Genomic DNA, 25,768 nt, shown 5'->3' with positions numbered 1-25,768 from the left:
CGCGGCGGGCCGGGACGGCGACCGTCAGGACAGGGCGGCGGCGAGCGTGTCCAGGTTCTTCTGGTCGGTCTTGCCGACGATGACGATCGTCCGGTTCGTCTCGGTGAAGATCAGGGCGGTTTCGCCGGGCCGGCCGGAGTAACGCATCCAGGTCCGTTCCTCGGTGCGGAAGGCGCCGATCCGTTTGCCCTCCTTGCCGACCTCCGCCGGGACCACGGTGGCGGCCGGGACCGTGCTCTGCACCATCAGGATCGGGTCGTCGTCCGGGTCGACGTAACCGATCCGCAGCGTCACCCCGCCGTTCTCGTGCCGGACGGTGGCCGACGAGACATGCCAGTCGTCGCCCAGCCCGGCGGGCTGCGCGACGGCGAACTCCTGCGACGCCTGCTGGAACGCGGGAGCCGGGTCGACCGTGATCGGCTTGTCGCCGTCCAGCATCACCCGGTAGAAGGTCAGCATCAGCGCGATCGGCACCAGCAGGACCGCCAGCGAGAGGAACATGTCACGCGGCCGGCGAGCCTCCCGCGCGGCAAGCCGCGGCGCCGCCGGCGCGGCAACCGCCCCGCTGCCGGCAACCATCCCGCTGCCGGCGCCCCGCTCACTGCCGGCGACCGGCCCGCTACCGGCAACCGGCCCGCCGCCACCTTCCGGCCCGCCGTCGGCAAGCGGCCCACTACCGGCAAGCGGCCCACCGCCACCCTCCGGCCCGCCGTCGGCAAGCGGCCCACCGCCACCCTCCGGCCCGCTGCTGGAAGCCTGCTGACCATCACCGGACGCCGACACGCCGGCGGCGGCCGGTTCGGCGCGGCCTGCGGGTTCAGGGTCAGCGGCGGACTGCGGCCCGGCGGACTGCGGCACGGCAGGCTGCGGCACGGTGGGCTGGGACTGCGGGGGCGATGCGGGTTCCACCAACCCATTGTTAACCATGTCGCTGAACAGAGACTTGGCGCGGCCTCTAATGCCAGGATCGGGTAACCATCCAACCCCGCAACGTCGCGAGGAGGCCGCCGTGCCCGCCCGAGTCCCCCAGGACCTCGACCGCAACATCGCCCTCGACCTGGTCCGTGTGACCGAAGCCGCCGCGATGGCGGCCGGCCGCTGGGTCGGCCGTGGCGACAAGAACGGCGGTGACGGTGCCGCCGTCGATGCCATGCGCAAGCTCATCAACTCGATCCAGATGCGCGGTGTCGTCGTCATCGGCGAGGGCGAGAAGGACGAAGCGCCGATGCTCTTCAACGGCGAGCAGGTCGGTGACGGCACCGGCCCGGAGGTGGACGTCGCGGTCGACCCGGTCGACGGCACCACGCTGATGAGCAAGGGCATGCCGGGCGCGGTGGCGGTGCTCGCGGTCGCCGAGCGCGGCGCCATGTTCGACCCGAGCGCGGTCTTCTACATGGACAAGATCGCCGTCGGCCCGGACTGTGCGGACGTCGTCGACATCGACGCCGGCGTCACCGAGAACCTGCGCCGCATCGCCAAGGCGAAGCGGTCCAGCGTCTCCGACGTCACGGTGTGCATCCTGGACCGTCCGCGTCACGCCAAGCTGGTCGAGGAGGTGCGGCAGGCCGGCGCGAATATCAAGTTCATCTCCGACGGCGACATCGCCGGCGCCATCTCGGCGGCCCGCCTCGAATCCGACGTCGACGTGCTGATGGGCATCGGCGGCACGCCGGAAGGCATCACCGCCGCCTGCGCCCTCAAGTGTCTCGGCGGCATGATCCAGGCGAAGCTCTGGCCGCGCGACGACGCGGAACGTGAGAAGGCGCTGGCCGGCGGCCACGACCTCGACCGGGTCCTGACCACCGACGACCTGGTCACCGGCGACAACTGCTTCTTCGTGGCCACCGGCGTGACCTCCGGCGACCTGCTGAAGGGCGTCCGCTACCGCGCCGGCGGTGCGCACACCCAATCGATCGTGATGCGTTCCAAGAGCGGCACGATCCGCGTCATCGACTCCTACCACCGCCTGGAGAAGCTGGCGCTTTACTCCGCCGTCGACTTCGACGGCCACCTGCCGACGGTCCCGCTCGGCTGATCAACCGGCAGGTCCGCCCGGCGGGCGGGCCTGCCGGTCACCAAGCCGGTCACCACACGAAGCCGGTCACCACACGAAGCCGTCGCGGACGAGCAGGAAGAAGAAGAGCACGATCCCGGCGAGAATGACCAGTACGCCCACCAGCCCGCCCATGGCCAGGCCCTTGCCGAACGATCGCCATTGCGGCAGAACCGCCAGCAGGCCTCCCAGGACCAGGGCGGCGACGCTGAAGACGACGAACAGGTACACGTACTCGCCGTCCCGCCATCCCCGGCCCTCGAACACATCGACCGCGAAGACGAGAACCGCGGACAGGAGCACGCCGACCGCGGTGCCGAACCCGGCGATCGCTCGCGTACCGCGGGCGGTGTCGGACGTCATCGTCAGCGCCTGCGGCGGAACATCACGGCGGCGATGACGCCGCCGATCAGGCCGAGCAGGTGGCCCTGCCAGGAGACCCGCGGGTCGGTGGGGAGGATGCCGTAAAGCTGGTACCAGTAGAGCAGCCCGATGAACACGGCCACCCCGAAGTTCCACCAGCTGCGCTCGACCAGGCCGCGGGTCAGCAGCAACCCGAGATATCCGAAGATCACGCCACTGGCGCCGACCACGACGCTTCTCGGATCACCGATGAACCACACGCCGATGCCGGTGACCAGCACGATCACGACGGTCGACCAGATCGCCCGGCGGGCGCCGCCGGCCAGCACGAACGTGCCGAGCAGGATCAGCGGCACCGCGTTGCCGTAGAGGTGGTCCCAGCCGGAGTGCAGGAACGGGCTGAACAGGATGCCGTCCACGCCCTCGATGTGGCGCGGGATGATGCCGCCGGCCAGATCGAGCGTGCCCGGGCCGAGGCCCACGTCGATCGCCTCGATCAGGAAGAGCAGCGGGATGACCGCGCACATGGTCACGAAGGCGCGTCCGATCGACGAGTAGAACGCGTCCGTCCCGAACCTCGCCGCCTCGTCCGCGCGCGCTGCCGGCCACCCGTACCCCATGCACCGATGGTGGCAGGGCCGCGCACCCTCGGCCACCCGGGAAGCGGGTCAGCTCAGTTTGCGGATGGCCTCCTGGATCGCCGGCCGGAACTTGGCGAGCTGGGTGTAGACGCCGAAATAGCCGTCCCGGGCGCATCCCAGGCCCCAGCTCACGATGCCGACCTGCACCCAGCGCCCGTTCTCCCGGTGCACCATCGGCCCGCCGGAGTCCCCCTGACAGGTGTCCACGCCGTGCCGGCCGGCGCAGATCGACTCGTCGCGGACCACCTCCACGCCGGCCTTGCGGTACGCCACCGCGCACGTCTCGTCCGGGATGGTGGGCACGCTGGCGTAGTGCAGCCGGCGTGATTGGCGCAGCGCCTTCTCCCGGGTCTGCCCCCAGCCCATCACCGTGAACGTCCCGGTGTCCGGAGTGCCGTCCCCCGCCAGGTCGATCGTCGGCAGGTTGAGCGGGCGTTCGAGCTTGACCACCGCCCAGTCGTCACCGCGGGTCTCGGTGATGAAGTCGTCGGCCCGGATCACCTCGACCGACTTCACGGTGATCGCTCGGTCGGATTTGAGGTCGATGACGCCCGCGGTCACGGTGATCCCCTTGTTCGGCCCGGTCTCGCCGACGCAGTGCCCGGCGGTGAGCACCACCTGCGGCGCGGTCAGGGTGCCGCCGCAGCCCATCGAGAGGCGGACCACCCAGGGGAATTTGCCGGCTGTCGCCACCTTGCCGCCGACCACCTCGCGTACCGGGCGCTCACCGTCGGCGGCCCGGGCGGGCAGGGGCGCCGAGCCCAGCAGCGCGGCGACGGTGGCGGCGGCCAGAAGTAGCGAGGCGGCATTTCGGACCATACCGACATTTGATCACAGCAAAACGGGGCCGCGCGTCGTGCCGCGCAGCCCCGTTCCGAGGTTCGTCAGGTTCAGTACCAGCCGACGTTCTGTGAGTGCTCCCAGGCGCCACAGGGTGAGCCGTAGCGGCCCTTGATGTAGCCGAGACCCCACTCGATCTGGGTCGCCGGGTTGGTCTTCCAGTCGTCGCCGGCCGAGGCCATCTTGCTGCCGGGCAGAGCCTGCGGGATCCCGTACGCCCCGGAGCTGCGGTTGGTGGCCTTGTAGTTCCAGCCACTCTCCTTCTTCCACAGCTTGTCCAGGCAGGGGAACTGGGCGAGCTTGAAACCCTTGTCGAGCATCAGGGCGCAACCGATCTTGCGGCTGCCGCTGTACTCGTCACAGGAGGCCGGGATCTCCCCGGTGTACTCCACCGGCCCGCCGTTCTCCTCGGCCTCTTTCGCCGCGGCCTCTTCCTCGGCCTTCTTTTCCTCGGCGATCGCCTTCTTCTCCAGCGTCCGGGCCTTGCCGGCGGCCGCCTTGACCTCGGCCGCCGCCTTGGTGGCGGCCGCGTCCTCCGCCTGGCTCCGGTAGGCGCGAGCCGCGGCGTGATCGGCCTGCCGCTCCTTCAGAAGCTGAATTTCGTCCGCGTTCGCCTGGACGACGAGCGCCGTCTCGGCGCTCTGCTTCTCGAAGTCCTGGGTCTGCCCGACGTAGACACCACCGACCAGACCGGCCAGGAGGAGACTGACGGACGCAGCACGAACTCCGAGCCGGCTCCAGAGCCGCTTCACGAAGATTCCCTTCGTCGGGGGCAATGACGCGGCGCGTCCACACCGTTACTGTCGGTGGACCGCGCCGCGAGCACCCGCGACCCTTCGGCCGCCGCCTCACACCTGCGGTGGATCGGCCAGGTGCCCGCCGAACACCATGGCGCAAGGTGAAGTGGATGTGAAATGCCAGCGCGGTCTTGTGACTTTAGTCACACGACTTTCTACTTCATTTCGGCACAAAGACTCGCGCTGGCGTCATCTCACAGGGGGATCTCCTCCAGCAGGTCGGTGACCACCTCGGCGATCGGCGACCGCTCCGAACGGGTCAGCGTGACATGGGCGAAGATCGGATGCCCCTTCAGCGCCTCGATCACCGCGGTCACCCCGTCGTGCCGGCCGACCCGCAGATTGTCACGCTGCGCGACATCGTGGGTGAGCACGACCCGGGACCCCTGGCCGATCCGGGACAGCACGGTGAGCAGCACGTTGCGCTCCAGCGACTGCGCCTCATCGACGATGACGAACGAGTCGTGCAGGCTGCGGCCCCGGATGTGGGTCAGCGGCAGGACCTCGAGCATCCCGCGGGCCAGCACCTCCTCGACGACGTTGGCGTGCACCACGGCGCCGAGCGTGTCGAAGACCGCCTGGGCCCAGGGCGACATCTTCTCCGACTCGCTGCCGGGCAGGTAGCCGAGCTCCTGGCCGCCGACCGCGTACAGCGGGCGGAAGACGACCACCTTCTTGTGGCGGTTGCGTTCCATCGTCGCCTCGAGGCCGGCGCAGAGCGCCAGCGCCGACTTGCCGGTGCCGGCCCGCCCGCCCAGCGACACGATCCCGATCGACTCGTCGAGCAGGATGTCCAGCGCCACCCGCTGCTCGGCGGAACGGCCACGCAGGCCGAACGCGTCGCGGTCGCCGCGGACCAGCTTGACGGTCTTGTCCGGGTTCACCCGGGCCAGCGCCGAACCACGCGGCGAGTGGATCACCAGGCCGGTGTGGCAGGGCAGCGTCTCGGCCTCCTCCACCTCCAGCTCCTCACCGGAGTAGAGGCCACTCACCTGCTCCTCGGAGAGCTCCAGGTCGGCCATGCCGGTCCAGGTCGGATCGCTGGCCTGACCGTGCCGGTACTCGTCGGCGGTCAGACCCACCGAGGCGGCCTTGACCCGCAGCGGCATGTCCTTGCTGACCAGCGTGACGTCGCGGCCCTCCACGGCGAGCCCGAGCGCCACCGAGAGGATCCGGGTGTCGTTCGAGTCGTCGCGGAAGCCGTGCGGCAGCGCGCTCTGGTCGGCGTGGTTCAACTCGACGCGCAGCCTGCCGCCCTCGTCGTTGCAGAGCACCGGCTGGTCGAGGCGGCCGTGCTTGATCCGCAGCTCGTCCAGCATGCGCAGCGACTGCCGCGCGAACCAGCCCAGTTCGGGGTGGTGACGCTTGCCCTCCAGTTCGGAGATGACCACGAGCGGGATGACCACGTCGTGGTCGGTGAACCGGCGAAACGCCGCCGGGTCGGACAGCAGGACCGAAGTGTCCAGAACAAAAACCCGCCCTGCCGGGGCGGGTTCTGCGTCAGCGTGCCGGTCTCGGGACTTACGGCGTCCCGCGCCGGCACGGCTGCTGGAGACTGCGTCGGCCGGGTTTGAGGGGGTCCCGGCATCGGTACGGCGAGATGTCACAGGCCTGCTCCAGCGGGCGTGCAACCCGGTCCGCCCGCGGTCCGCCACCTCCGGCCGCCGGCACTTGCACAGGGTCGGATTGCGGGCCCTGTGGCGCAGTTGTCGCAGGTCCGGGCCGGCCGGCTGGCTAGGGATGGCCCCTTGCCATGACTCAAACGCTAGCGGTCAACCGCGTCCTGCGGTAGAGCGCAAAATCGGGCACGCCCGGGTGACGCTCGACGCACGCGAATTCGTCGCGCATAAAAGACGACCATCCGCGGGTAGTCTGGCTTCCGTGGCAGAGACCGCACGTCCCACACACCCGCTGAGCATCGACGAGGCGTGGGCGTTCACCGCCGAGCGCGCGTCCGTGACCACCTTCTTCTTCGATTTCGACGGCGTTCTCTCCCCCGTCACCGACGACCCGGACGCGTCCCAGCCGGTGCCCGCCGTGCTCGGCGTCCTGGAGCGGCTGGCCACGGTCGTGGCCCGGGTGGCGATCGTCTCGGCCCGCCCGGTCAGCTTCCTGCGCTCGCGTTTCGAGACGCTCGAGCACGTCGACCTCTACGGGCTCTACGGGCTCGAGGTGTGGCACGACGGCGAGGTGGTCACCGAGCCGGCCGCGCTGGAGTTCGTGCCGGCGATGGCGCGGCTGGCCGAGCAGGCCCGCGCCGAGCTGCCCGGCGAGATCCTGGTGGAGTACAAGCGGTTGTCGGTCGCCCTGCACTACCGGGTCGCCCCCGAGCTGGCCGCGACGGTCGAGCGCTGGGCACACGAGCAGGCCGAGCGGCTCGGGCTGCGGATCCAGCGGGGCCGCATGGTGGCCGAGCTGAAGCCGCCGGTCGACCAGGACAAGGGCATGGTCATCACCGAGGGCGTCCGCAACGCCGGCTGCGCCTGGTATTTCGGTGACGACATGTCCGACATCAAGGCGTTCGACGCGCTGCGGGCGCGCGAGGCCGTCGACCCGGGCTTCTTCGGCATGGCCGTCGCGGTGGCCAACCCGGAGACCGGCGCCGAGGTGTCCAGCGCGGCCGACCTCACCCTGGACTCGCCCGACGCGGTCGCCGCCTTCCTCACCGACGGCCTGCGCCGCTTCTGAAACCCGCCCGGGTCAAGGTGCGCGGTCCACTGACGCACCTTCATCGGTACGCGTGACCGCCCGTAACGCCGAATCCGGTCCGTCCCCTGCTGCCCACGCGATCAACGCGTCGCGCAAGGCCCCAACGCGGCCGCCGGGAAAGAGCTGTGCGTGAAGGTCCGGATTCCGCACACTGCCGTGCGATTGCGGCACCGCGGCAGCGCGACGTCGTGGTGTTTCCCGGCGGCCGCGCTGGGGCCGGGAGGGCAGGCGGAGGCCGCGCGGCACGGCGAGAACCCCGTAGCTGTGGTTGGGGACGCGGTTGACGCGTACCGGGAAAATCTATGCGCCGTAACGGCGCTGGCGGCTGCCGTAGGAACGCAGCGCGCGCAGGAAATCGATCCGGCGGAAGTCCGGCCAGTTGGCGTCGTGGAAGTAGAACTCCGAGTGCGCCGACTGCCAGAGCAGGAAACCGGACAGGCGCTGCTCGCCGCTGGTGCGGATGACCAGGTCGGGGTCGGGCTGGCCGCGGGTGTAGAGGTGTTCGGCGATGTGCTCGACGTCGAGGATCTCGGCGAGTTCCTCGAGGGTGCCGCCGGACGCGGCGTGTTCGTAGAGCAGGGAGCGCACCGCGTCGGTGATCTCGCGCCGGCCGCCGTAGCCGACCGCCATGTTGACCTCCACGCCGCCGCTGCGGTCGCGGGTCTTCTCCTGGGCGGCCTTGAGGATCGCCGCGGTGCCGGCCGGCAGCAGGTCGAGCGCGCCCACCATGCGCAGCCGCCACGGGTTGCCGTCCTCGGCCAGCTCGGTGGCGAGATCCTCGATGATCTTGACGAGCGGGTCCAGCTCGGTGGCCGGCCGGCGCAGATTGTCGGTGGCCAGCAGGTAGAGCGTGACGTGCTCGATGCCGGCCTGGTCGCACCAGGTCAGCAGCTCCTTGACCCGGGTGGCGCCGACCCGGTGGCCGTCGTTGGGGTCGACGAAGCCCATCTCTCGGGCCCACCGGCGGTTACCGTCGCACATGACGCCGATGTGCTGGGGCACGGGCTTACCGGCGAGCTTGCCGGCCAGGCGCCGCTCGTAGAAGGAATAAACCAGGGAACGCAGACTCATCACCGCAAAGCGTAACCACCCCGACCGCACGATCACGCGGGGACGGTACGCCACGAGACCAACCTCGCCGCGATGCGTCCGATCGTGCGAGCGTCGAGCAACCCGTCCGCGAGACCCAGCTCCACCATCCGGGCGAAGACCTCGGCGTCCGCGGCGGCCGCGCCCACCGCCGCGTCGGCCACCCGCGGCCAGGCGGTGAGGTGGGCCGCGGCGCCGGAGTGCCGCAGATGCCGGCCGAGGCGCCGCCGCAGCGTGTCGCGATAGCGCCGCACCACATCGCGCGGGCCGCGCGCGGCCTCCGTGCCGGCCAGCATCCCGGACAGCACGGCATAGAAGATGCCCTCGCCGGTGCACGGGTTGACCAGGGAGAACGCGTCGCCGGCGAGCAGCACTCGGCCTCGGCCGGGCGCCGGGCGGTGGGTGGACAACGGCAGGTGGTGCCCGCGCAGGCCGGCCGGTTCGCCGCCGGGCAGCAGTTCGGCCAGCCGGCCCTTGAGGTACGCGCGGGACAGCGCCGCCCCGCGCAGCAGTTCCCCGTAGCCCACGTTGGCGGTCCCGTCGCCGAGCGGGAACTCCCAGGCGTACGCCGGCCAGCGCTGCCGGGTGGTGACCACGATCTGTTCGCCGGTGTTGGTGGTGGGTCGGTAGCCACGGATCGCGATCGCCAGGTGCCCGGCCGGGTTCGGGCCGTTCCCGAGTAAGCGGCGCACCACCGAGCCGGCCCCGTCCGCGCCGATCACCACGTGTGCCCGGAACGTGCCGTCGATGACGACGGTGCGCTCCTCGCGCACCTCTCTTACTGTGTGCCGGCGCAGCACCACGCCGGCCGCGACCGCCGCCCGCACCAGCCGTTCGTCGAAGACTCGCCGCGGCACCGTGTACGCCGGCCGCGGCAGGTCCCGTGCGGCCGCCGTCCCGCCCGGCGCGACCAGCCGGAGCCGCTCGATCGGCCGGTATCCGTGGGTGACGTCCGCGACGCCGAGGCCGGTCAGGACGTCGACCGCCTCCGCCGCGATGCCGTCACCGCACGTCTTGTCGCGCGGGAAGTCCGCGCGGTCCAGCAGCAGGACCCGGGCGCCGGCCCGGCGGGCGGCGAGTGCCGCCGCCGAGCCGGCCGGGCCGGCGCCGATCACGGCCACGTCGTAGGCATCGATCCCCATCAGGGGATCGTGCCCTATGCGGCCTTCTCGAGGCGGGCGCGCAGCGCGTCCAGTTCCGCCCACAGCTGTGCGGGCAGCTTGTCGCCGAACTTCTCGAACCACTCGGTGACCTGCGGAATCTCCGCCAGCCACTCCTCGGCGTCGACCTTCAGCACGGCTTCCAGGTCGGCCGGGTCGAGGTCGAGGCCGGTCAGGTCGAGCGCCTCCGGGGTGGGGATGTGCCCGATCGGCGTCTCCACCGCCTCGGCCGTGCCCTCGAGCCGCCCGACGACCCACTTGAGCACCCGGCTGTTCTCGCCGAAGCCGGGCCACAGGAACCGGCCGTCGTCACCGCGGCGGAACCAGTTGACGTAGAAGACCTTGGGCAGCTTCTCGGCGTCGCCGGAGGCACCCTTCGCCATGTCGATCCAGTGCTGGAAGTAGTCACCGGCGTGGTACCCGATGAACGGCAGCATGGCCATCGGGTCGCGGCGCACGACGCCGACCTGGCCGACCGCGGCCGCGGTGGTCTCTGACGACAGGGTGGCGCCGAGGTAGACCCCGTGCACCCAGTCGCGAGCCTCGCTGACCAGCGGGATCGTGGTCTTGCGGCGGCCGCCGAAGAGGATCGCGTCGATCGGTACGCCGCGCGGGTCGTGGTACTCGTCGGCGAGGATCGGGCACTGCTCGATCGGTGTGCAGAACCGGCTGTTCGGGTGGCTGGACGGTGCGTCCGAGTCCGGCGTCCAGTCCTGGCCCTTCCAGTCGGTGAGGTGCGCGGGCGGCTCGCCCATGCCCTCCCACCAGATGTCGCCCTCGTCGGTGAGGGCCACGTTGGTGAAGACCGAGTTGCCCTTGGCCAGGGTGCGCATGGCGTTCGGGTTGGTGTGGAAGTCGGTGCCCGGCGCGACGCCGAACAGCCCGAACTCCGGGTTGGTGGCCCAGAGCCGGCCGTCCTCGCCGAAGCGCATCCAGGCGATGTCGTCGCCAACGGTCTCGACCTTCCAGCCCGGCAGGGTCGGCTCGAGCATGGCCAGGTTGGTCTTGCCGCAGGCCGACGGGAAGGCGCCGGCGATGTACTTGACCTGCCCCTCCGGCGAGGTCAGCTTCATGATCAGCATGTGCTCGGCGAGCCAGCCCTCGTCCCGGGCGGCCACGCTGGCGATGCGCAGCGCGTAGCACTTCTTGCCGAGCAGCGAGTTGCCGCCGTAGCCGGAGCCGAAGGACCAGATCTCCCGGGTCTCCGGGAAGTGCGAGATGTACTTGGTCTCGTTGCACGGCCAGGCGACATCCTGCTGACCCGGCTCCAGCGGCGCACCGATGGAGTGCAGGCACGGCACGTAGTCGGCGTCGTCCCCCATGGCCTCCAGGACCCCGGCCCCCATCCGGGTCATGATGCGCATGCTCGCCACGACGTACGGGCTGTCGGTGAGCTCTACACCGAACATCGGTTGCGGCGAGTCGAGCGGGCCCATGCAGAACGGGACGACGTACATCGTCCGGCCCTTCATGCAGCCCCGGTAGAGCCCGGTCATGACCTGCTTCATCTCGGCCGGAGCCATCCAGTTGTTGGTGGGCCCGGCGTCGGCCTCGTCGACCGAGCAGATGAAGGTGCGCTCCTCGACGCGTGCCACGTCCGACGGATCGGTACGCGCCCAGAACGAGTTGGGTTTCTTCTCCGGGTCGAGCCGGACCAGCGCTCCCGACTCGACGAGCTCGTCGGTGAGGCGGGTCCACTCGGCCTCCGAACCGTCGCACCAGACGATCCGGTCGGGTGTTGTCAGGGCGGCGACCTCGTCCACCCAGGCCAGCAGGCGGGGATGCGAGGTAGGGGGCTGAGACAAGATGAAGCTCCTTCGGTCGGCACTGACCAATGACGGAGCAGCCGGAGTGTCCGGCCGGTGTCATGGGAGTTACGTCAGCCTAAGCCGAGACCGCGTTGAGTTCATCGGTAAGACCTGTGGACAACCGCACAATCTATCGTCGGTTTGCGCGTAGACGATCGATTCTTCGCCTCTCGGCGCACCTGCGCGCAGCGCGAGCAGAAAGCCACACCGGCGGACGACAACTTTCGCAAAAAGGACTTAACGCCTTAGACTTTCACCTAATCGGGCTTTCCTCGCAGTTCCTGCCACAGGAGGCGGAATGACGAAGCCGGGCCACGACGCGGACTCGGACACCGACCTGCTGGCCGCCGTCCGGACCGGTGACACGGCCGCGTTCGGGACGCTCTACGAGCGTCACCACGCGGCCGCCCGCCAGTTCGCGTACGGGCTGGTCCGCGTTCCGGCCGACGTCGACGACCTGGTCGCCGAGACGTTCGCCAAGGTGTTCGCGACACTGCGGGCCGGACGGGGACCGCTCGTCGCGTTCCGCGCCTACCTGCACACCACCATGCGGCACGTCTGCTACCACCGCGCCAAGCTGGACCGGAGGCTGGAGTTCACCGACGACCTGACCCGCTACGACGCCGGCGAGCCGTACACCGATCCCGCCCTGGACCGGCTGGAGCGAAGTTTCGCCGCGGCCGCGTTCCGGCAGCTCCCGCCCCGCTGGCGGGACGTGCTCTGGCAGACCGAGGTGGAGGGCAGCACGCCGGCCGAGCTGGCCCCGCGGATGGGACTGACGCCGAACGCGGTCGCCGTGCTGGCCCACCGCGCCCGCGAAGGGCTGCGCAGTCTTTATCTACAGCAGCACGTGACCGCTGCGGATCACCCCGAGTGCCGCTGGGCGGGCGACCACCTGGGCGGTCAGGTGCGCGGCCGGCTCGCCGCCCGCGACGCGCACCGCATGCGTACGCACCTGTCCTGGTGTGCCGACTGCCGGGGACGGCTCGCCGAGATCCAAGAAGTCAACGCACCGTATCGACAACGTCACCATGCCGGGACGTCCGGTTAAGACTCGGCAGCGAAGACAGCGGCACGTGACCCCCACCGGTACCCTCGGACGCGTGCCTCCGAACCCTCCGCAGCCCGCCACCGGTCTGCGCACGCGGCTCCTCGGACTGGCCCGTGAGGTGGGCAAGTTCGGCACGGTCGGCAGCATCGCGTTCACTGTCGATCTCGTGATCTTCAATATCCTGCTGAACGCCGGCAGTGAGACGCTGACCGCCAAGACCATCTCCACCGTGATCGCGACGACCCTCGCCTTCTTCGGCAACCGGTTCTGGACCTGGCGGCACGGCGAGCACACGCACATGGCCCGGCAGTACACGACGTTCTTCGTGCTGAACGCGATCGGGCTGGGCATCGCGCTGCTCTGCCTGACGATCAGCCACTACGGCCTGGGCCAGATCTGGCCGGCGCTGCAGAGCCCGGTGGCCGACAACATCTCGGGTCAGCTGGTCGGCACCGCGGTGGGCACGCTGTTCCGTTTCTGGTCGTACCGGCGGTTCGTCTTCCGGGTCACCGACGCTCCGGATATGACGTCGCCAACCTCCACCACCAGCAACTCGGCGTAACCGCCACCGGTCCCGTAAGGTTGCCCAATGCCTTCAGCCAGTACGCTGACGGAACGCTTGCGCCGTCTAGCCCCCGAAGCCCTCGCCTTCGGCATCATCGGCGCCGGCAACGCGCTGCTCTACATGGGCATCACGCTGGTACTGCTGCCGATCGGCGCGGTCAAGGCGAGCGTCGTTGCCACCGTCGTCACCACCACGCTGGCATACCTGGCGAACCGTTACTGGACGTACCGTAACCACTCCCGGACCGCGCTGCGCCGTGAGTACACGATGTTCTTCGGGTTCAACCTGGTCGGCATGGTCATCCAGTCCGGCGCGATCGCCATCGGCAAGTACGGCTTCGGCCTCACCGAGGAGCACGACGAACTGCTCTTCATGACCGTCACGGTGATCGGCATCGGGATCGCGACGATCTTCCGGTTCTGGGCGTACCGCACGTTCGTCTTCCTCAAGCCGCCGGTCGACGGGCACGAGGCCGCCATCACCGAGCTGGACGCCACGGCCGGGCTGGCCGAGCTGAGCGCGGTCGACCGCCCGGGCAGCGTCGCGCGCCTGGACCTCGAGCCCGAGCTCGACGCCCGCTAGCGGACCTCCTCCTCTTCCACTTCCTCCTCATCGGCGGGAGCCTGCTCGATCAGCTCGTAGAGCAGGGTCTGCACGTGCGGGGCGCCCGGCACACCGGCCAGCCGCGCGCTCTGGTCGCCGATCGAGTCGATGGTCAGCGTCCCGCTGCCGAGCACGCGGTCCAGCAGCGACTGGGTCAGCGCGTGGTCGTTGACCCGGTTCAGCGGCAGGTCCCGCCGCTCCCGGGTGAGCACGCCGTGCTGCACCAGGAGCCGCTCGTCGGTCAGCACGTAGTGGGTGCAGCGCCAGGTCAGCAGCGGGTGGGCGCCGTACCGCAGCCCGTACCAGAGCATGATCGCGGCGACCAGCCCCAGGCCGATCCGGCCGCCCTCGGTGTCCGGCAGCATCACCCAGGCCAGGATGAAGCCGGACAGCGTCAGGAGCAGCATCAGGACCGGCAGCACGGCCGCCTTCCAGTGCGGACGGAGGTGGAGGACCAGCTCCTCCTCGTCACTGAGCACATCGTCCGGGAACGCCACGCGGTCAGCGTACGTGCAGCACGTCACCCGCTGAGACCCGATGTTCCGCGGCATCCACCGTACGGATCACCAATTGCCCGTCCCGGTCCACGGTCACCGCCTCACCGGTCAGCTCACCGCCGCCCGGCAGCAGCACCCGCACGGTCCGGCCGATCGTCGCGCATCCGCGCTGGTACTCCCCCAGCAGCCCGCACATCTCGGCGTCCCCGCCGGCCTCGCACCAGCCGGCGTACCAGCGGGCCAGCCCGCGCAGCAGCGCCCGCAACAGCGGATCCCGGTCGAGGTTCTCGGCGCCCGCCACCCGCAGCGACGTGGCCGGCACCCCGGTGGTCGCGGGCAGTTCCTCGAGCCGGGTGCTGACGTTGAGCCCGATGCCGACCACCACGGCGTCACCGGAGACCTCGGCCAGGATCCCGGCGCACTTACGGTCGCCGACGAGCAGGTCGTTCGGCCACTTCAGGCCGGCCTCCACGCCGGCCACCGCGGTCACCGCCTCGCGCAGCGCCACCCCGGCGAGCAGCGGCAGCCAGGCGAACCCGGCGGCCGGGACACCGGGGCGCAACAGGACACTGAGCGTGAGTCCGGCCCGCGGCGGCGAGACCCACTGCCGGTCGCGGCGGCCCCGCCCGGCGACCTGACTCTCGGCCACCACCACCAGGCCCTCCGCCTCACCCCGCCGGGCGGCCTCGGCCGCGTCCGCGTTCGTCGAGCCGGTCTCGTCGCGCACGTCCAGCCGCGACCAGAGCCCGCCGGGTACGACCAAGGCCCGGGTCAGCGCCCGGGCGGAGAGCGGAGGCCGGTCGAGGTCGGCGTACGACGAAGGAGCCACCCCGGCAGCCTAGTCAGCCGTGCGGACCCGCGGCGTGCCGGCTGACGTACGCGGAACCCGGCTCGGACGGAGCGGTCGGCCGGGGCCGGGGCCGGGGCCGGGCCCGATCACCGCGACCGTGGCGAGGCACCTCGTCCGCCTTGTCGTCCTGTTTCGCCCACGACCTCGGCAGCCGGATCCGGCGGTCCTCCCCGGCCGGCGGCCAGGTCGGCACGAGCGTGGTCGGCTCCGAGGCCTCCACCGGGGTCAGGTCGAAACCGGTGGCCGGCTCGTAGTCGGGCACCGGTGGCAGCCGCTCCACCGGAACCGGCCAGCCGTAGCCGCTGGCCGACGGCTCCGGGTCGGCGTAGAGGCCGTCCGGCACGGGCGTCCAGTAGTCACCGGCCGGCAGGTGGTCGTCCAGGTCGCGGTAGTGCGGGCGGACCCAGTCGTCGATCCGGTCGCCGTAGGCGCGGTCGGAGCGGTCGACCACCGGCCGTGGCTCCGGCTCCTCGTACCGGTCCTCCTCCTCGACGTCCGGTTCCGGCTCCGGTTCGTGGCATTCCGCGTATTCGTCCTCGAGAAACGGCTCGTCGTCGGCCAGGCCGATCGACGCGAGCGCGCCGTGCCCGGCGTCGGTGTCGGCCTGCCGTCCGCTGAAGGCGGCGGCCAGCCGGCGCCGGCGTCCCCGCCGGCCCTCCGCCAGGGGAACGACCGGCTCGCTCTCCGCCACCGGACGGACCGGCTCGGGCTCGAGCGCGACCGGGCGGACCGGCTCGGGCTCGAGCGCGACCGGGCCGGGCGCCGTGCTTCGCGAGCGCCGGCGGCGGGCGGACGCGCCGGCCCGGGTCGCGCGACGGGCACCGCCGCCGAAAATCATGGCCCGGAAGCTGATCAGCGTGGCGAGGCCACCTGCGATGAAGGCGAGCCCTGCCGCGGTCATCCAGTTCGTCACGAGGTTAGTAACGAATGGGGCAATGCGCGCGAAACGCACTCGTAGCGACGCCCCCTCTGTGCGACTGCCACCCGATTAGGATCATCGACGGAGCGAGGTTTGTTCACGACCTGCCTTGAGTTGCGCTTTCCGCAAGTGGGGCTGACGGTCTCGACCGTCGTGAACAATCCTCGTCGCAACGCCGCCTTCCGAGCGTGGAGACCACCGTGACAGAGCAGCCCGATATCCACACGACCGCCGGCAAGCTCGCCGACCTCACCCGTCGTACCGACGAGGCGGTGCACGCCGGATCCGCGCGCGCCATCGAGAAGCAGCACGCCCGCGGCAAGAAGACCGCGCGGGAGCGGATCGAGCTGCTGCTGGACAAGGGGTCCTTCGTGGAGCTCGACGAGCTGGCCCGGCACCGGTCCACCGCGTTCGGGCTGGAGAAGAACCGGCCGTACGGCGACGGCGTGGTCACCGGGTACGGCACCGTCGACGGCCGGCAGGTGTGCGTCTTCTCCCAGGACTTCACGGTCTTCGGCGGGTCGCTCGGCGAGGTCTTCGGCTCCAAGATCGTCAAGGTGCTCGACCTGGCCATGAAGATCGGCTGCCCGATCATCGGGATCAACGACTCCGGCGGCGCCCGGATCCAGGAGGGCGTGGTCGCGCTCGGCCTCTACGCCGACATCTTCTTCCGCAACGTACGGGCCAGCGGCGTCATCCCGCAGATCTCACTGATCATGGGCCCGTGCGCGGGTGGTGCGGTCTACTCCCCGGCGATCACCGACTTCACGGTCATGGTGGACCAGACCTCGCACATGTTCATCACCGGGCCGGACGTGATCAAGACGGTCACCGGCGAGGAGGTCGGGTTCGAGGAGCTGGGCGGCGCGCGTACCCACAACACCCGCAGCGGCAACGCGCACTACCTGGCCAGCGACGAGGAGGACGCGATCGACTACGTACGCGCGCTCCTGTCCTACCTGCCGTCGAACAACCTGGACGAGCCGCAGGTCTTCGACGAGGAGGCGGACCTTTCGGTGCGCGACGACGATCTGGCGCTGGACACCCTGATCCCGGACTCGCCGAACCAGCCGTACGACATCAAGAAGGTCGTGGAGACGGTCGTCGACGAGTTCCTCGAGGTGCAGCCGCTCTACGCGCAGAACATCGTGGTCGGGTTCGGCCGCGTCGATGGCCGGCCGGTCGGTGTGGTCGCGAACCAGCCGATCAGCCTGGCCGGGACGCTGGACATCGCGGCCTCGGAGAAGGCGGCACGCTTCGTGCGTACCTGTGACGCCTTCAACATCCCGGTGCTGACCTTCGTGGACGTGCCGGGCTTCCTGCCCGGCACCGGGCAGGAATGGGACGGCATCATCCGGCGCGGCGCCAAGCTCATCTACGCGTACGCCGAGGCCACCGTCCCCAAGGTCACCGTGATCACCCGCAAGGCGTACGGCGGGGCCTACGACGTGATGGGGTCCAAGCACCTCGGCGCGGACGTCAACTTCGCCTGGCCCACCGCGCAGATCGCGGTGATGGGCGCACAGGGCGCGGTCAACATCCTCTACCGCGGCGAGCTCGCCGCGGCGGACGATCCGGTTCAGCGCCGGGTCGAGCTGATCCAGGAGTACGAGGACACGCTGGCGAACCCGTACATCGCGGCGGAGCGGGGGTACGTGGACGCGGTCATCCGGCCGGCGCAGACCCGGTCACAGGTGACCCGGGCACTGCGGATGCTCCGCACCAAGCGGGAGACTCTGCCGCCGAAGAAGCACGGCAACATCCCGCTCTGATCGTCAGACCGGGTGGCGCAGCAACAGCGCCCCGCCGTAGACGAGCGCGGCGACGGTGCCGAGCCAGAAGACGAAGAGCCACACTACGTCGCCGATGTGCGTGTGCTTCTGCAACAGCTCGGTATCGGAGCCGTTGTTCGGCTTGAGCATGCCCTGGTACAGGTGGGGAATCTGCCGTGAGCCGCCCATCAGCATGAACCACACCCAGACGTAGGCGACCGCGAGCTGCGCCTCCGCCTGCGCGCGGGTGGTCACCAGCCACAGCAACGCGACCGTGCCGCCGGCCACCAGCAGGCCGAACGCGTTACGGGTCAGGATCAGCACGAAGACGGCGAAGACCAGGCTCATCACCAGCACCGCCTGCGGGTCGAAGCCGTGCACCAGCATCTGTACGCCGGCGAAGCCGACCGCTGACGGCCCGAGATAGCCGGCGAGCAGGGTGAAGAACCGGCCGAGGCCGCCGATGTGGATGTGGGTGGCCCCGCCACCGTCCCGGTTCAGACGAATCTTCTGCTTCTCCAGCTTGCCGCCGAGAAGCAGGCCGATCAGCGCGTGGCCGCCCTCATGAGCAAGGGTGACCGCGTACATGGAGAACCGCCACAACGGCATGGCCAGCACGAATGCGATCACCGCGGTCGTCCAGGCCAGCCCCGGTGTCTGCTCCACAGCACGCACGGTATCGGCGACCGTGAATGGTCACAACGTCGCGGAGAGCTCCGGCAGCCACTGACCGGCCAGCAGGAACCCGCCGACGGCCAGGGCGGTCAGGTTCACCACGAGGAAGACCCCGACCCAGAAGAGCGCCGGCACGTGGGTGATCCGGGCCAGCTGGTCCGGGTCCGAGTCTCGCATCCGGCCCCGGCCACGCAGCGTCTGCAACTCGAAGACCGGCCGGACACCGCCGAACAGCAGGAACCACACCCCGGCGTACGCGAACGCGGCCTGCACCTGCGGTGACGCGTACCAGGAGACGACGAAGACGATCGCGCCGGTGATCAGCAGCGAGACTACGCCGAACGCGTTCCTGATGTTGATCAGCATGAGCAACAGCAGGACGACCGCGAGCCAGAGCAGCATGGTGATCCGGTTGCCACCGAGCAGCCAGGCACCGAGCACACCGACCAGCGACGGCGCGATGTAGCCGCCGAGCAGGGTCAGGATCATGCCGGGACCGGTCGGCCGGCCCGCCGACAGGGTGAGACCGGACGTGTCGAACTCGAGCCGGATGCCCCGCAGCTTACGGCCGGTCAGCAGGGCGAACAGGGCGTGGCCGCCCTCGTGCGCGATGGTGACGGCGTTACGGGCCACCCGCCAGACCGGACGGAGAGCCACGGCCAGGAGACCGGCCACTGCGGTGAGCAGCACGAGAAGGCCAGGCGGGTCCGGCTGAGCGCCGAAGAGCTGGTCCCAGAGGTCAGTCACACCGTCGATCGACAACACGCCGGGGACTGTAGCCGATCACGCTATGCGCGGCGGCGTAGCACCGCCTTCGCGGTGTCGGGTTCGCGCCGGCCGAGGTTACGCACGGCGAGCGCGCCACCGGCCGCCACCGTGACACCGGCGACGACGAGCAGGACCGTGACAAGACCGGCGGCCGCCACGATCAACGCGACGTCCGCAACCGCTACCAGCATCCACAGTGCGATCGTGGGCTTCCTGCCGTGTCGTCGGCAGTTCATGATGCACCTCCATCTGAGATCCCGGATAACTACCCAGCCGTCCGGATCTCACTCATGGTGGTGACTACGACCCCGCTCGGAACCCCTGCGCGATGACAGCGAAGTCCTTCTTCGCGGCCTCCCAGTCCTCCGTCTGGGTGTACCAGCTGAGCAGCCACGTCTTGCCGTCGAGCTGGAAAGCCCGCCGCACGACGCGCTGGTCGGAGCCGCTGTCGGTGGTGTAGTAGAACTCCCAGTCGGCGGCCGGGCCGTGGAAGTCGAGCTCGGTGATCCCGATCTCGTCGTAGCTGTTGTAGCGGCCGGTGTCCTGCTCCCGGAGGAACTTGACCGGATCCTTGAGCGGCCCGTCCATGATGTCGACGCGGACCAGCCGGTTCTTCCACTGGATCATGACACCGGTGCCGCCGCCGGAGGACTTGACGCTGTCCGGAACCGGGAAGCTGAAGCCCCGGCCCTTGTAGGTGTGCCAGCCCTTCGGTATCCCGCCGGTCGGCGAGGCGGAAGCCGGCTTCGACACCGCGCCGCTCGGTTTTCCGGCACCCGGCTTGCCGGTCGCCGCAGCCGCGGGCTTGGCCGAGTCCGTGGTCGGCCCGCCGGAATCGCCGCCCATCGCCTGCACCAGGATGATGCCGACAAGCAGGACGAAGGTGAGCACGATGCCCAGGCCGATGGCGGCCTGCCGCCTGGTCAGGGTCGTTCCGAGGATCGTTATTCCGGTACGGCGGACGACTTTGCGCTGCGACATCGGCGTCCAGGCCGGGCGGTTGGGCCGGGCGAACCGGGTAGCCGGGGCGACGTTGCCGACCACCCGGGTCTGATCGTCGGCGGACGGCTGCGGTGGGACGACCGCGGTGAGGTCGACGAAGGAGGTCTTGTCGGGGTCGATGAACGACGTCCGGTCGGGGTCGGCAGCGGGTGCCGGCTCAGCCTTCGTGCCGGACGCTGTTTCAGCCTTTTGGTCGCCTTCAGCCTTTTGGTCGGCCTTGGTGTCGGCTGTGGGCTTCGCGCTGTCGGCGGAGTCATCGCCGGCCGGCTCGGAGGCTGCTTCCGCTGACGCCTTCGCGGAGTCGGCGGCGTCGGTCTTGGCCGCTGCATCCTTGGCCGCTGCATCTTTGGTCGCTGCATCTTTGGTCGCTGCATCGGCCTTGGGTGCCGCATCAGCTTCGGGCGTGTCGGCGCTTTCGGAAGGGCCGGCCTTGGTGTCAGCCCTTTCCTCGGTGACGGATTCGGGCGCGGACTCCGCATCGGCGGCCTGCCCGTCCTTACCGGATTGCCTGCTCTGCGTAGAAGCGTCCGACTCGGCGTCGGCGGGCTCGGTCGAGACCGTCTCGGCTTCCGAAGAGTCCGAGTCGGATGCTGCCCCGGCTGGGCCTGACCCGGACTTCGCCTGAGCCGTCTCGGGCTTGCCCGACTCTCCGTCGGCCGGCCCGGACGTGTCCGACTTCGACTGAGCGGTTCCGGTCTTGCCCGACGCGGCTTGAGCGGTTCCGGTCTTGCCTGACGCGGTTTGAGCGGGTGCGGCATTGCTTGAGTCCGGCTGAGCGGGTGCGGCCGTAGCCGGCGCGTCCTTGGTCTGCCCATCCTGCGGGGAAGCCGGCTTGGCCGGTGCGGCCTCGGCCTGCGTGCCCTGTGCAGCAGCCGGCTCAGCCGAGGTCGTCTGCGTTGCGGGACTGCCGGGCACCGGAGCAGCGCCGGCCGGCATGACGGTGGTGGCCTGCGCCGAGTCGTCGGGGCTGGCGATGATCGGGTACGCGCCGGTCGCGGCAGCCAGGGACCGTTCGTGCTCCGGTGCGGCCTGCTTGCGCCGGTTGGCGGCGACGTCCGCTGCGGTGAAGCCGACCCGCGCCGGGCTGACCGGGGCGGTCGGTGGCAGCGCGCCGGACCGCGGAGCAGCCGGCGTCGCCGGGTGGCCGTGGCCGCCTCTTACCGGGCTGGGGGGCCCGTCGGGCGTACCGGAAAGTTTGGTTGTCTCGTCGGAAACCGGCGGCGTATCCAGGCGCGTGGCGTCCAGGGGTTTGCTTCCCGGGCGCGAAGCGCGCGGTGGAGCGTCGGACGGCGCCGGGCCGGCGACGGATGCCTTGCCCGCGGCGTAGGTGGGCCGCGCGCCCGGCGGCGGGGTGGCGGTGACCGGCGGACGCGGGGTGGGCACCACCGGCGCCGAGCCGGTGGCGAAGCCGGCACCGGGCAGCACCGGCGGGCCACCCGGACCGCTCGGCAGCGACGGCCGCTCGCGGCCGACGCCCGGCCGGCGCATGGTCGGGCTCATCGGGAAGGTCACCCGGGCGCGCCGCCCGGCGGCGCGCGACAGCAGTCGCTCGGCCTCCTCCGCATTGATGCGGTGGGCGGGATCCTTGCGCAACAACCCGTTCAGTACGGGTTTGAGCGGCCCCGCCGCGCGCGACGGAGGCACGTTCTCGGTGGCCAGCGCGGCCAGGGTGGCGATCGCCGACGGGCGCGCGAACGGTGACTGCCCCTCGACCGCGGCGAACAGGGTGGCGCCGAGCGACCAGAGGTCGGCTGCCGGCCCGGCCGTGCCGTCCCGCGCGCGTTCCGGAGCGATGTACGCCGGGGAGCCCAGCACCAGGCCGGTGCGAGTCACGTTCGGGTCGCCGGGCACGGTAGCCAGACCGAAATCGGTCAGCACGACACGGCCGTCGGCGCCGAGCAGCACGTTGCCCGGCTTCACGTCGCGGTGCACCACACCGGCCCGGTGCGCGGCGCGCAGGGCGTTGAGCACGCCCAGGCCGATCTCGGCCGCGCGCACCGGATTGAACGGGCCGTCAGCCGCCAGCGTGTCCTGCAGCGAGCGGGACGCCACGTACTCCATGACGATCCACGGGTCGGCGTCCGTACGCAGCACGTCGAAGACGCGCACCACGTTGATGTTGTTGAGCCGGGCGATCGCGCGCGCCTCGCGCAGCGACCGCTCCCGCATCTCCTGCCGCTCGCCCGGCGTCAGCCCAGGTGGCGGCACGAGTTCCTTGATCGCCACGTCCCGGTGCAGGACGACGTCCGTCGCCCGCCAGACACGCCCCATCCCGCCCTGACCGAGCGGCGCGACAAGCCGGTACCGATCAGCGACTACGAGAGGGGGAGAAGAAGACATCACGCAGAAAATACCTGGTTCTGTCGAGCGGCCGCGAATTGATCAGCCGAGTGTGGGACGCGTGTCACCGAACTTCTGGTAACCCGTCGTACGCTCGGCTGATGAATGAGGAACCGCTGGTCAGCGTCGTACGGGGAAGCCTAGACGATCATGAGGTGGCAGCGTTGGCCGCCATCCTGGCATCTCGATCCACTTCGGTCAATTCCGGAACGACGGTCGTTCCGCCCTCGGACTGGATCCGATCAGCCCGCCCGACGACCAGGTCACGCACCTGGCGGTCCTCCGCACTGCCGCGCTGAACGCCGCCTCCGAGCGCTGTCCACAGGGGGCGGAAATACTCGCTGTGAGCGGCTAATCTCACAGAGATTATTCGTTCGGCGTCGATGGAGGCTCGCTCGATGATCCCGGAAGAGGACCTGGGTCCGGCGTGGCTACGCGATTACGGTCACACCACCTTCGGCGACATCGAAGCAGACATCCTGGCCATGGAGGAGTTCGCCGCAAGGCTGAAGGCGGACGTCGAGCAGAATTACGCCCCACGGGCGGTCCAGGTCAGCGACACCATGCTCACCGCGCTGCCACCAGCGCACGAGGGCTTCCTGGAGTTGCAGTTCTTCCGGGCCGCCCACGAGCGGGCCCAAGACGTCGCCCTGCAGAACGTCTACAACTACGCCAACGGGACGTACGGCTTCGCCACCGCGGCCCGTGAGGTAAGCGAGAAGTATCGCGGCGCCGACGCCTACGCCCGGGCCAGGGTCACCGACGTGCACGCCGGGCTGCGCACCGCCGGCATCCTCCCCACCACCGAGGAGCCTTGATGCTGGACAGCGGCGGCACCAGCGGCGGCACCAATTGGTGGGCGCTGCGCGTTTCCCAGATGTGGTCGATGATCGAGCCGCACGACCCGGGCACTCACCAGCATGTCCTCGGCGCGTGGAAGCGGTCGTACGAGCTGGTCCTCCAGCATCTGTCCGGCGTCGAGCGCTACCGGGCCGGCCTGGCGGCCGCCTGGCCCCCGGAGAAGAGCCCGGCCGCGGCGGCGTATCTGGAGCGGCTCGACGTTCTTATCGCCAGCCTCCGGGATACGTATGAGGCGGCGGTGGAGAACCACCGGGCCCTGGCCGGGGCGACGGGGGCGCTGGACTCGGCCCGCCAGAGGATGGCGGGGATTCAGCGTGAGCATGCGGGCAATGAGGTTTTGCTGGCCGGGCATGAGGAGGAGATGCGGGTCTATCAATTGGGTGCGGGCAAGGCCAAGGGGATGCCGCCGCAGTCGCCGGTCGCGGAGGGACGGCAGGCGGAGCTTGAGGAACAGGCTCGGCGTGTTATGTCGTCGCTTAGTTCGGAGCTCGCTCTGGCCCAGGTCTCGATCATCCAACCGAAACCCTACAAGGCTCCTTTTAGTTCCGAGATCAGCAGCGAGTTTGTGCCTGACGGCGCCTATCTCAACCCGCCGCTACCGGTCGCAACACCGTCCCTTACTAATAACGGCAAATCAAGCTTGCGTCGCTTCCGAGCGGAGGCGCTGGGCTCCGACAGACCTAGCAATCCGTCGCCCAACATCGGGAAACCAGACTCTCGAGCGCCCCACTCTGGCCCAGTACTGGGCGAAGTGCGCCCGGGTCCAACGCCAAACGGTGATCCCACACCTCCAACGTCACCGAAAAATCCCATCACAACCGCGCCCGACGTGAATGCAACGCCGCCACCCACCCGGTCCAACGATTCAGCGTTCAGTCAGCTGCCTGCTCGAGGCAAGGCCATCGGCAGCTACGCGCCCGACCCTGCGACCAAAGCTCGGCCCTTTCCCCATAACGGAATCATCGGCAGCATGCCGACCTCTCCACCGCGACAACCTGCGCCGGGCCGCGCCGGCATACAGCGGGTGAATCCGGTCGGAGGCCTTATTGGCCACGGAGCACCCAGCCCAAGGCCTCTCGGACCTAAGGCCACGGATCACGACCGAACAACTCGTCGGGATCCAGACACACCTTGGGAGACCCTCCAGGGAATTGCGCCGATCATTCGACCCGCACCGCCAGCGAAGATCGATCCTGGCCCCGTCATTGGTCTCCACGACCAATGAGATCCAAAGTTGCAGCTGTAAGCATCGGCATAATTTCGGCTGCCATGATTATTGCACCCGGGAATTCTGCTCGCGCAGATAACACCAGAGCCGCACAATGGTTTCTCGAATACCTCAATATCGACCAAGCGCACCAGATATCCACCGGTACTGGCATAACTGTTGGCGTTCCCGATAGCGGCACCTCACGGCATCGCGATCTTGAGAAGAACCTTGTTCCTGGCACCGACTTGCTTGCCGATGGCGGCGGCACAGGGCAAACAGACAGCTCGGGTCACGGTACTCACATGGCAGGGGCCATAGCTGGACATGGCCACGGGGCAAAAGAGGGCGTGCTCGGCGTTGCCCCCGCGGCCAAGATACTTCCGATTAGAACTTCGAGCGCCGACGAGGGCGGGACCGACTTGGCAGTTGGAATTGAGTGGGCAGCCAGCCACGGCGCTGAGGTCATAAATGTGTCCGCGGCAGCACCTCAATCACTCTCAATAAACCGCGCAGTCAGCGCGGCCGGACGATCCGACTCGGTCATTGTCGCGGCGGCGGGAAATACCACCCAGAGCACACTTTTGGGCTATCCTGCCGCAATACCTGACGTTCTAGCGGTAGGCGCCATCGAGCGGACTGGCCAACATGCCGACTTCTCAGTCACTGGACCAGAGGTGGATATCTGCGCACCAGGATCTGAGATAGTAACCACCGCACTCAATAATCGCTACATAAAGACCGCAGGAACATCAGTAGCCACCGCTATCGTTTCGGGCGCGGCTGCACTTGTGCGATCCAAGTTCCCTGACCTTTCGGCCAAGGAAGTTATCTATCGACTCACCTTTACCGCGACGGATATTGGACCGCCGGGGCGGGACGACGAGTGTGGCTTTGGTGTGTTGAACGTCGTCAAGGCGCTGACCGCTGATGTGCCCCCGGCGACTTCCAACGCGAATCCGAGTGCAAGATCCTCCGAGACGGCGACGCCATCGGCTTCTAAGGATGTCGCTGCTCCTCCCCGTCCAGAAAAGGGTGGCACCGCACTGGTGGCGGTCCTTGGCGGGGGTGGAGCAATTATCGCGATCGGGACCCTTCTTGCGTTTCTGGTTTCCCGAAGGCGCCGCCCACAGGGACCGCCAGGCGTCCATTGAAAAGAATTCCGCCTGAGCGCTACCCCTCGCACAAGCTGACAACT

General features: G+C 69.5%; 26 protein-coding genes. 10 read left to right on the top strand and 16 right to left on the bottom strand.

The window, feature by feature from the left end:
• Positions 1-24: 24 nt before the first annotated feature.
• Positions 25-909, bottom strand: coding sequence for a DUF4245 domain-containing protein (locus I4J89_RS51440; RefSeq protein WP_309238244.1), 885 nt, complete (start codon positions 907-909; stop codon positions 25-27).
• A gap of 49 nt (positions 910-958) precedes the next feature.
• Between I4J89_RS51440 and glpX the strand changes: the two genes are divergently transcribed.
• Positions 959-2,035 (top strand): class II fructose-bisphosphatase, encoded by a 1,077-nt coding sequence (gene glpX, locus I4J89_RS09325; protein WP_230858638.1) that lies wholly within the window; start codon positions 959-961, stop codon positions 2,033-2,035.
• A 66-nt stretch (positions 2,036-2,101) separates the two neighbouring features.
• Here glpX and I4J89_RS09320 read toward each other — a convergent pair whose 3' ends face one another.
• From I4J89_RS09320 to phoH2, 5 genes are all read right to left on the bottom strand, one after another.
• Positions 2,102-2,416: a hypothetical protein gene (locus I4J89_RS09320; RefSeq protein ID WP_196413470.1), complete on the bottom strand. Its 315-nt coding sequence runs from the start codon at positions 2,414-2,416 to the stop codon at positions 2,102-2,104.
• Between the two features lie 2 nt (positions 2,417-2,418).
• Positions 2,419-3,036: a rhomboid family intramembrane serine protease gene (locus I4J89_RS09315; protein WP_196413469.1), complete on the bottom strand. Its 618-nt coding sequence runs from the start codon at positions 3,034-3,036 to the stop codon at positions 2,419-2,421.
• A gap of 48 nt (positions 3,037-3,084) precedes the next feature.
• A complete protein-coding gene (locus tag I4J89_RS09310; protein WP_196413468.1) occupies positions 3,085-3,876 on the bottom strand; it encodes a S1 family peptidase in 792 nt (263 codons plus the stop codon).
• Positions 3,877-3,947: 71 nt separating this feature from the next.
• Positions 3,948-4,649 (bottom strand): aggregation-promoting factor C-terminal-like domain-containing protein, encoded by a 702-nt coding sequence (locus tag I4J89_RS09305; protein WP_196413467.1) that lies wholly within the window; start codon positions 4,647-4,649, stop codon positions 3,948-3,950.
• A gap of 239 nt (positions 4,650-4,888) precedes the next feature.
• The gene (phoH2, locus tag I4J89_RS09300; protein WP_196413466.1) at positions 4,889-6,301 is read right to left on the bottom strand and encodes an RNA 5'-3' helicase PhoH2; all 1,413 of its coding nucleotides are present in this window, start codon (positions 6,299-6,301) and stop codon (positions 4,889-4,891) included.
• A 274-nt stretch (positions 6,302-6,575) separates the two neighbouring features.
• Between phoH2 and otsB the strand changes: the two genes are divergently transcribed.
• Positions 6,576-7,382 carry a trehalose-phosphatase gene (gene otsB / locus I4J89_RS09295; protein ID WP_196413465.1) on the top strand — a complete coding sequence of 269 codons (807 nt, stop codon included), beginning with the start codon at positions 6,576-6,578 and terminating at the stop codon, positions 7,380-7,382.
• A gap of 321 nt (positions 7,383-7,703) precedes the next feature.
• Here the strand turns inward: otsB and I4J89_RS09290 are convergent, their stop codons facing one another.
• From I4J89_RS09290 to I4J89_RS09280, 3 genes are read right to left on the bottom strand one after another with little or no spacing between them, the layout of a single operon-like run.
• Positions 7,704-8,474, bottom strand: a complete 771-nt coding sequence (locus I4J89_RS09290) for an isoprenyl transferase (protein WP_196413464.1) — start codon at positions 8,472-8,474, stop codon at positions 7,704-7,706.
• 32 nt (positions 8,475-8,506) lie between these two features.
• Positions 8,507-9,634 carry an NAD(P)/FAD-dependent oxidoreductase gene (locus I4J89_RS09285; protein ID WP_196413463.1) on the bottom strand — a complete coding sequence of 376 codons (1,128 nt, stop codon included), beginning with the start codon at positions 9,632-9,634 and terminating at the stop codon, positions 8,507-8,509.
• A gap of 14 nt (positions 9,635-9,648) precedes the next feature.
• On the bottom strand, positions 9,649-11,457 hold the full coding sequence (locus I4J89_RS09280; RefSeq protein ID WP_196413462.1) for a phosphoenolpyruvate carboxykinase (GTP): 1,809 nt from the start codon (positions 11,455-11,457) through the stop codon (positions 9,649-9,651).
• A 301-nt stretch (positions 11,458-11,758) separates the two neighbouring features.
• On the opposite strand from I4J89_RS09280, the gene I4J89_RS09275 reads away from it, so the two are divergent.
• From I4J89_RS09275 to I4J89_RS09265, 3 genes are read left to right on the top strand one after another with little or no spacing between them, the layout of a single operon-like run.
• Positions 11,759-12,511 carry a sigma-70 family RNA polymerase sigma factor gene (locus I4J89_RS09275; protein WP_196413461.1) on the top strand — a complete coding sequence of 251 codons (753 nt, stop codon included), beginning with the start codon at positions 11,759-11,761 and terminating at the stop codon, positions 12,509-12,511.
• Entirely contained in the window at positions 12,492-13,073 is a 582-nt protein-coding gene (locus I4J89_RS09270; RefSeq protein ID WP_196413460.1) for a GtrA family protein, read from the top strand. The genes I4J89_RS09275 and I4J89_RS09270 overlap by 20 nt, the downstream gene beginning before the upstream one ends.
• Positions 13,074-13,100: 27 nt before the next feature.
• Positions 13,101-13,658, top strand: coding sequence for a GtrA family protein (locus I4J89_RS09265; protein ID WP_196413459.1), 558 nt, complete (start codon positions 13,101-13,103; stop codon positions 13,656-13,658).
• Here the strand turns inward: I4J89_RS09265 and I4J89_RS09260 are convergent.
• From I4J89_RS09260 to I4J89_RS09250, 3 genes are read right to left on the bottom strand one after another with little or no spacing between them, the layout of a single operon-like run.
• On the bottom strand, positions 13,655-14,176 hold the full coding sequence (locus I4J89_RS09260) for a PH domain-containing protein (RefSeq protein ID WP_196413458.1): 522 nt from the start codon (positions 14,174-14,176) through the stop codon (positions 13,655-13,657). The genes I4J89_RS09265 and I4J89_RS09260 overlap by 4 nt on opposite strands.
• Before the next feature lie 4 nt (positions 14,177-14,180).
• Positions 14,181-15,005: a biotin--[acetyl-CoA-carboxylase] ligase gene (locus tag I4J89_RS09255; RefSeq protein ID WP_196413457.1), complete on the bottom strand. Its 825-nt coding sequence runs from the start codon at positions 15,003-15,005 to the stop codon at positions 14,181-14,183.
• 13 nt (positions 15,006-15,018) lie between these two features.
• Positions 15,019-15,939, bottom strand: a complete 921-nt coding sequence (locus I4J89_RS09250) for a hypothetical protein (protein ID WP_196413456.1) — start codon at positions 15,937-15,939, stop codon at positions 15,019-15,021.
• 206 nt (positions 15,940-16,145) lie between these two features.
• On the opposite strand from I4J89_RS09250, the gene I4J89_RS09245 reads away from it, so the two are divergent.
• On the top strand, positions 16,146-17,717 hold the full coding sequence (locus I4J89_RS09245; RefSeq protein ID WP_196413455.1) for an acyl-CoA carboxylase subunit beta: 1,572 nt from the start codon (positions 16,146-16,148) through the stop codon (positions 17,715-17,717).
• Positions 17,718-17,720: 3 nt separating this feature from the next.
• On the opposite strand, the gene I4J89_RS09240 is transcribed toward I4J89_RS09245, so the two are convergent.
• The 4 genes from I4J89_RS09240 to I4J89_RS52290 all read right to left on the bottom strand — a co-directional run bounded on the left by I4J89_RS09240 (position 17,721) and on the right by I4J89_RS52290 (position 22,502).
• The gene (locus tag I4J89_RS09240) at positions 17,721-18,383 is read right to left on the bottom strand and encodes a M50 family metallopeptidase (RefSeq protein ID WP_196413454.1); all 663 of its coding nucleotides are present in this window, start codon (positions 18,381-18,383) and stop codon (positions 17,721-17,723) included.
• 30 nt (positions 18,384-18,413) lie between these two features.
• Positions 18,414-19,157: a M50 family metallopeptidase gene (locus I4J89_RS09235; protein ID WP_196413453.1), complete on the bottom strand. Its 744-nt coding sequence runs from the start codon at positions 19,155-19,157 to the stop codon at positions 18,414-18,416.
• A gap of 23 nt (positions 19,158-19,180) precedes the next feature.
• A complete protein-coding gene (locus tag I4J89_RS09230) occupies positions 19,181-19,396 on the bottom strand; it encodes a hypothetical protein (RefSeq protein ID WP_196413452.1) in 216 nt (71 codons plus the stop codon).
• Positions 19,397-19,460: 64 nt separating this feature from the next.
• Positions 19,461-22,502, bottom strand: a complete 3,042-nt coding sequence (locus I4J89_RS52290) for a serine/threonine-protein kinase (protein WP_507236525.1) — start codon at positions 22,500-22,502, stop codon at positions 19,461-19,463.
• A 101-nt stretch (positions 22,503-22,603) separates the two neighbouring features.
• Here I4J89_RS52290 and I4J89_RS09220 point away from each other — a divergent pair, with 101 nt between their 5' ends.
• The 4 genes from I4J89_RS09220 to mycP all read left to right on the top strand — a co-directional run bounded on the left by I4J89_RS09220 (position 22,604) and on the right by mycP (position 25,724).
• Positions 22,604-22,801, top strand: a complete 198-nt coding sequence (locus tag I4J89_RS09220) for an acyl-CoA carboxylase subunit epsilon (protein WP_196413451.1) — start codon at positions 22,604-22,606, stop codon at positions 22,799-22,801.
• A gap of 99 nt (positions 22,802-22,900) precedes the next feature.
• Positions 22,901-23,320, top strand: coding sequence for a hypothetical protein (locus I4J89_RS09215; RefSeq protein ID WP_196413450.1), 420 nt, complete (start codon positions 22,901-22,903; stop codon positions 23,318-23,320).
• Positions 23,320-24,588 carry a hypothetical protein gene (locus I4J89_RS09210; RefSeq protein ID WP_196413449.1) on the top strand — a complete coding sequence of 423 codons (1,269 nt, stop codon included), beginning with the start codon at positions 23,320-23,322 and terminating at the stop codon, positions 24,586-24,588. The genes I4J89_RS09215 and I4J89_RS09210 overlap by 1 nt, the downstream gene beginning before the upstream one ends.
• Complete coding sequence (gene mycP, locus I4J89_RS09205) at positions 24,585-25,724, top strand: type VII secretion-associated serine protease mycosin (protein ID WP_230858636.1); 1,140 nt, start codon at positions 24,585-24,587, stop codon at positions 25,722-25,724. The genes I4J89_RS09210 and mycP overlap by 4 nt, the downstream gene beginning before the upstream one ends.
• Positions 25,725-25,768: the final 44 nt, after the last annotated feature.

The sequence above is a fragment of the Actinoplanes aureus genome (assembly GCF_015704865.1).
Taxonomy (GTDB): Bacteria; Actinomycetota; Actinomycetes; order Mycobacteriales; family Micromonosporaceae; genus Actinoplanes; species Actinoplanes aureus.
The sequence above is the reverse complement of the archived record's forward strand: the minus strand, read 5'-3'. Positions and strand labels throughout refer to the sequence as shown.

Excerpts from the sequence above, each read along its gene's own strand:
- glpX (WP_230858638.1), top strand. The coding sequence starts at position 959 with ATGCCAGGATCGGGTAACCATCCAACCCCGCAACGTCGCGAGGAGGCC.
- I4J89_RS09320 (WP_196413470.1), bottom strand. The coding sequence starts at position 2,416 with ATGACGTCCGACACCGCCCGCGGTACGCGAGCGATCGCCGGGTTCGGC.
- I4J89_RS09315 (WP_196413469.1), bottom strand. The coding sequence starts at position 3,036 with ATGGGGTACGGGTGGCCGGCAGCGCGCGCGGACGAGGCGGCGAGGTTC.
- I4J89_RS09310 (WP_196413468.1), bottom strand. The coding sequence starts at position 3,876 with ATGGTCCGAAATGCCGCCTCGCTACTTCTGGCCGCCGCCACCGTCGCC.
- I4J89_RS09290 (WP_196413464.1), bottom strand. The coding sequence starts at position 8,474 with ATGAGTCTGCGTTCCCTGGTTTATTCCTTCTACGAGCGGCGCCTGGCC.
- I4J89_RS09285 (WP_196413463.1), bottom strand. The coding sequence starts at position 9,634 with ATGGGGATCGATGCCTACGACGTGGCCGTGATCGGCGCCGGCCCGGCC.
- I4J89_RS09275 (WP_196413461.1), top strand. The coding sequence starts at position 11,759 with ATGACGAAGCCGGGCCACGACGCGGACTCGGACACCGACCTGCTGGCC.
- I4J89_RS09270 (WP_196413460.1), top strand. The coding sequence starts at position 12,492 with ATGCCGGGACGTCCGGTTAAGACTCGGCAGCGAAGACAGCGGCACGTG.
- I4J89_RS09265 (WP_196413459.1), top strand. The coding sequence starts at position 13,101 with ATGCCTTCAGCCAGTACGCTGACGGAACGCTTGCGCCGTCTAGCCCCC.
- I4J89_RS09230 (WP_196413452.1), bottom strand. The coding sequence starts at position 19,396 with ATGAACTGCCGACGACACGGCAGGAAGCCCACGATCGCACTGTGGATG.
- I4J89_RS52290 (WP_507236525.1), bottom strand. The coding sequence starts at position 22,502 with ATGTCTTCTTCTCCCCCTCTCGTAGTCGCTGATCGGTACCGGCTTGTC.
- I4J89_RS09220 (WP_196413451.1), top strand. The coding sequence starts at position 22,604 with ATGAATGAGGAACCGCTGGTCAGCGTCGTACGGGGAAGCCTAGACGAT.
- I4J89_RS09215 (WP_196413450.1), top strand. The coding sequence starts at position 22,901 with ATGATCCCGGAAGAGGACCTGGGTCCGGCGTGGCTACGCGATTACGGT.
- I4J89_RS09210 (WP_196413449.1), top strand. The coding sequence starts at position 23,320 with ATGCTGGACAGCGGCGGCACCAGCGGCGGCACCAATTGGTGGGCGCTG.
- mycP (WP_230858636.1), top strand. The coding sequence starts at position 24,585 with ATGAGATCCAAAGTTGCAGCTGTAAGCATCGGCATAATTTCGGCTGCC.